Source organism: Chamaesiphon sp. VAR_69_metabat_338 (genome assembly GCF_031423935.1).
Classification (GTDB): domain Bacteria; phylum Cyanobacteriota; class Cyanobacteriia; order Cyanobacteriales; family Chamaesiphonaceae; genus Chamaesiphon.
The window spans coordinates 1-3,775 of the sequence record NZ_JANPGM010000420.1 but is presented as its reverse complement, the minus strand read 5'-3'; the positions used below and the strand labels follow the sequence as shown (position 1 = coordinate 3,775).

General features: G+C 47.5%; 4 protein-coding genes. All 4 read right to left on the bottom strand.

The features are described from left to right. Nucleotides 1-506, bottom strand: a 506-nt coding sequence (locus RMO84_RS11615; protein WP_310488616.1) for an alcohol dehydrogenase catalytic domain-containing protein, incomplete at its 3' end; no start/stop codon positions are given. A 56-nt stretch (nucleotides 507-562) separates the two neighbouring features. Further along, nucleotides 563-1,837, bottom strand: a complete 1,275-nt coding sequence (locus RMO84_RS11610; RefSeq protein WP_310488617.1) for a SufS family cysteine desulfurase — start codon at nucleotides 1,835-1,837, stop codon at nucleotides 563-565. A gap of 77 nt (nucleotides 1,838-1,914) precedes the next feature. Continuing rightward, nucleotides 1,915-3,207 carry a Fe-S cluster assembly protein SufD gene (gene sufD, locus RMO84_RS11605; RefSeq protein ID WP_310488615.1) on the bottom strand — a complete coding sequence of 431 codons (1,293 nt, stop codon included), beginning with the start codon at nucleotides 3,205-3,207 and terminating at the stop codon, nucleotides 1,915-1,917. A gap of 222 nt (nucleotides 3,208-3,429) precedes the next feature. Continuing rightward, on the bottom strand, nucleotides 3,430-3,775 hold a 346-nt coding region (locus RMO84_RS11600; RefSeq protein ID WP_396135835.1), incomplete at its 5' end, for an ABC transporter ATP-binding protein.

Genomic DNA, 3,775 nt, shown 5'->3' with positions numbered 1-3,775 from the left:
CACCCAATCAGGCAAACTTTCTCAAATGGCGCATCGGGGCGAATCTTTGCCAGGGCAATTTCGGGTACCACCGTATAGTTCGCAAACGTGGAGGTACCCATATAGTGGTGCAACATTTGCCCCTGATAGGAAAACCGACTGCTCCCGTCGGGCATTACCCCTCGCCCTTGGGTGAGCCGAATCGCTTGACACAGGTTGGTTTTTCCGCTGAGACAATAGTCGCAATTGCGGCATTCGGGGACGTATAAGGGAATCACGCGATCGCCTGGTTTGAGGCTGGTGACACCCGCACCAACTTCCACGACGACACCCGCACCTTCATGCCCCAAAATCGCGGGGAATAAGCCTTCAGGGTCGGCTCCAGACAAGGTATAAGCATCGGTATGACACACCCCCGTCGCTTTAATCTCGACGAGTACCTCCCCTGCCTGTGGCGGCGCGAGATCGACAGTGGTAATTTCGAGGGGTTTATCTGCTTGAAAGGCGACTGCGGCTTTGACTTGCATGGGTGAGTGGCGGCGGGAGGTTCTTTACTTAATTCGAGCAGATTTTGCTAACGATCCTAACTAAAAATACTATCGAAAAACTCGATCGATTCCTGCAAGGAGGCGATAAAACTATCGATTTCCGCTCTAGTATTGTAGAAGTATAAGCTAGCACGAGCGGTCGATTGTGCCTTGATAAACCGATGCAAGGGTTGGGTGCAATGATGTCCGGCACGAATGGCAATTCCAGCCTGATCTAACATCGTCGAAAGGTCGTGGGGATGCACGTCACCAGCAGTAAATGATGCTAAAGACGCCCGTTCTCTGGGCGGTTTAGGGCCATAGATTTTGATCTGCGGGATTTGCATTAATTTCTCAAATAAATAGGCGGTTAATTCTGCTTCATAAGCATGAATTTTTTCCATTCCAATATTAGTTAAATAATCTACTGCCGCACCTAGCGCGATCGCTTCAGCGATGGCGGGCGTCCCTGCTTCAAATTTATGTGGTAAGTCGGCGTAAGTAGAATTTTCTAGAAATACGTCGGCAATCATTTCCCCACCACCCAAGAACGGCGGCATCGATCGCAGTAAATTCAACTTACCATACAAAAAGCCGATCCCAGTCGGGCCGCACATCTTGTGCCCCGATACTGCCAGCCAGTCACAATCCATGTCTTGGACATCTAAAGCCATGTGCGGCGCACTTTGGCAAGCATCGATTAATACTTTCGCGTCGTATTGATGTGCCAGCGCGATGATATCTTTAACGGGATTGATACAACCTAAAGTATTGGAAACATGAACGACAGATACCAGTTTTGTCTTCTCGTTTACTAACGATTGATAGTGTCCGAAGTCAAACTCTTCTTCTGGTGTCAGTTGAACGAATTTGAGCCGCGCGCCGGTTTTTTGAGCGACTAATTGCCACGGAATCAGATTGCTATGATGCTCCATTACCGAGAGAATCACTTCATCCCCCCGTTGGAGATTACTCAAGCCCCAACTATAGGCAACTAAGTTAATCGCTTCTGTCGCATTGCGCGTGTAAATAATCTCTTGCGAAGAAGCGGCATTGACAAATTTGGCAAGCTTTTCGCGCGCCCCTTCATAGGCATCGGTGGCTTCAGCACTGAGAGTATGCACGCCGCGATGGACATTTGAATTGTAATGGCTATAGTAGTGCTCTAGCGCGTGAATGACTACGTGCGGCTTTTGAGAAGTTGCGGCATTATCTAGATAAATTAAGGGTTTGCCATGCACCTCGCGGTGGAGGATGGGGAAATCAGCCCGAACTGTCTCCGCAAGAGTTTGCGGCTTGTGAATCCCCGATTTGGTTTGAATAAAAGTCATATCTTCAGCATTTCCGGTAAGATTTTGGATCAATCGTAGAATCGGGCTTTCTCTAGTCATTACTTGCCAGTTCCTAGTTAGCTTTTAAATGTTTTTACGGCTGTTGCTAGTCGTTCGCGGACTGAGGCGACGGGGATGCGATCGATTATTTCTACAGCAAAAGCGTTAATTAATAATATTTTAGCTGTTTCAATATCTAAACCTCGACTCTGGAGATAGAAAATCTCGTCGTCTTCTAATTGGCTGACTGTCGCGCCGTGGGAACATTTGACATTATCGGCGGTAATTTCGAGCTGGGGTTTGGTATCGATGCGCGCCTTGGCAGATAGCAGCAGGTTGCGATTTAGTTGCCCCGCATTCGTTTGTTGGGCAGCTTGCGGTACGAATACTTTACCGTTGAAGATGGCATGGGCGCGATCGTCTACGATACATTTATGCAGTTGATTGGTGATGCCGTGGGGTTTAGCAAGAGCGATGGTGCTATGGGTATCCGATTCCTGCTCGCCATTTACCATTGTCAAACCATTCAGGTAGGTTTCTGTCTGCGCGCCAGTTTGGAAGATTTCCCAGTTGTGGCGGGAGAGTTTGGCTCCCAGATCGATCGAGTTACCAGTATAAACACTATGCTCGGATTGCGAAACCACTGTTTTACTAATATGAATGGCAGCCAGAGCTTCGGTTTGAATGCGCGTAAGATTGATTTTCGCTGCTTCACCCAAACAGATTTCCGTCACGCTGTTGTTGAAATAGGCAAGGCTGGGATCTGATGTAGACAAATATTTTTGCACGATCGTCGCGCTACTTCTCTGTTCTAACACTACCAGCGCGCGCGGATAAGTCGAGATCGCCGTATTATCTATAGTAGTGATAAATAATAGCTCGATCGGTGATGCTACGGTTAGATCTGGAGCCAACCAGACTACGGCAGCATCATTCATGCCTGCGGTGTTAATCGCGGTAAAAACTTCTTCACCGCCTGGTTGTTTGCCTAGATAATTATTGACAGCCAATCCAGCAGCATTAGCTGCGGCGAGATTCCCGATAAATACGCCGACGGGTAAGTTAGCCAGACTAGAAAGTAATGGTGCGTAAATGCCATTGACAAAGACTAACCGCGCCTCACTAGCTTCGGGGATAACTAAGCCATCGAGATCGACTGCTGGCACTGCTACCGGCGGTGCGGTGAAGGTTTGACTCAGGAGTGGAGTTAAGTTCGTAAATCGCCATTCCTCATCATTAGTAGTGGGAATGGTTTGTTCTTGCAGATATCCGGCGGCTTGAGTGCGTAGTTCTTGCAGTTGCGGGTTGGGCGGCGGGGTAGTAAGTAGCTTGGAGAGATAAGTATCTCGGTTATTAATAGTTGGTGTCATAGAAGTACAAAAACAAATAAGAAAAGAGGATTGAGAATAGAGATATTTATAAAAGCAAGGATCTGTAGGGGTGGGTTTATGCAATAAATATCATTAGCAATAGAGATTTCAAACAAACCCACCCACCACACTAATAACACAACCCATACTAAATACGATCGGATTAACTAGTTCGTCTGGCGAGCACCCCAGCATAAACCTGCCCCTACAGGTCGGTGTTTGCTAGACGATTGCTGTTTCAGCTTCAGTTACCCAGTCATAGCCCTTGGCTTCTAGTTCGTGCGCGAGTTCCTTACCGCCGCTAGTGAGGATTTGTCCATTTGCCATCACATGTACAAAATCGGGAATAATGTAGTCGAGCAAACGTTGATAGTGAGTGATTACCAGCATCGAGTTATCCTTGTTCGACAACTGATTGACACCATTAGCAACAATTTTCAGCGCGTCGATATCCAAGCCAGAATCGGTTTCATCGAGAATCGCTAAGCTTGGTTCGAGAATGGCCATTTGTAAGATTTCGTTGCGCTTTTTCTCACCACCAGAGAAGCCTTCATTCACACTCCGGCTG

Coding starts and splice junctions, on each gene's coding strand:
- RMO84_RS11610 (WP_310488617.1), bottom strand. CDS start 1,837: ATGACTTTTATTCAAACCAAATCGGGGATTCACAAGCCGCAAACTCTT.
- sufD (WP_310488615.1), bottom strand. CDS start 3,207: ATGACACCAACTATTAATAACCGAGATACTTATCTCTCCAAGCTACTT.